Genomic DNA, 470 nt, shown 5'->3' on the forward strand with positions numbered 1-470 from the left:
CGACAATGCCACGGTCCGCGACACCAGCGGCTTCATCGTCTACCGGGACCCCGCGGCAACCCCATGAGACCGGCCCGGGGGCGTCTGCGCCGGACCGTCGTGCTCGCCCTTTGGGTGGGGCTGGCGGTGCCGGGCTGGTCCGATATCACGCTTTCGCCCCAGCAGATGGGCGCCCTTGCGGTGGAGGCGATCCGGCAGGGTGCGCCCGACGAGGCGCGCATGCTGGCCGAAGCGCTGCTGGGGCGGGACCCGCAGGATCAGGGCGCCCATGTGATCCGCGCCCGCGCGATGCGCGATCAGGGTCTTTACGATCAGGCCCGGCAGGCCGCCCGGCAGGCATGGGCGCTCGCCGACACCGATACCGAACGCTACGCCGCCGCGCGGGCGATGGCGCAGGCCCTGTCATCGGACGGCAAGCGCACGCGGGCGCAGTTCTGGTTGCGCCGGGCGGCCCATCACGCCCCCACCGC

The 470-nt window shown here is 73.6% G+C and carries 1 protein-coding gene; it reads left to right on the plus strand.

Annotation, left to right across the window (positions count from 1 at the left end):
• Positions 1–63: 63 nt before the first annotated feature.
• Positions 64–470: tetratricopeptide repeat protein (locus A3728_RS14340; RefSeq protein ID WP_330220283.1), on the plus strand; the 407-nt coding region annotated here is incomplete at its 3' end.

It is taken from the genome of Sulfitobacter sp. HI0040 (genome assembly GCF_001634885.1).
In the GTDB taxonomy this organism is placed as follows: domain Bacteria; phylum Pseudomonadota; class Alphaproteobacteria; order Rhodobacterales; family Rhodobacteraceae; genus Sulfitobacter.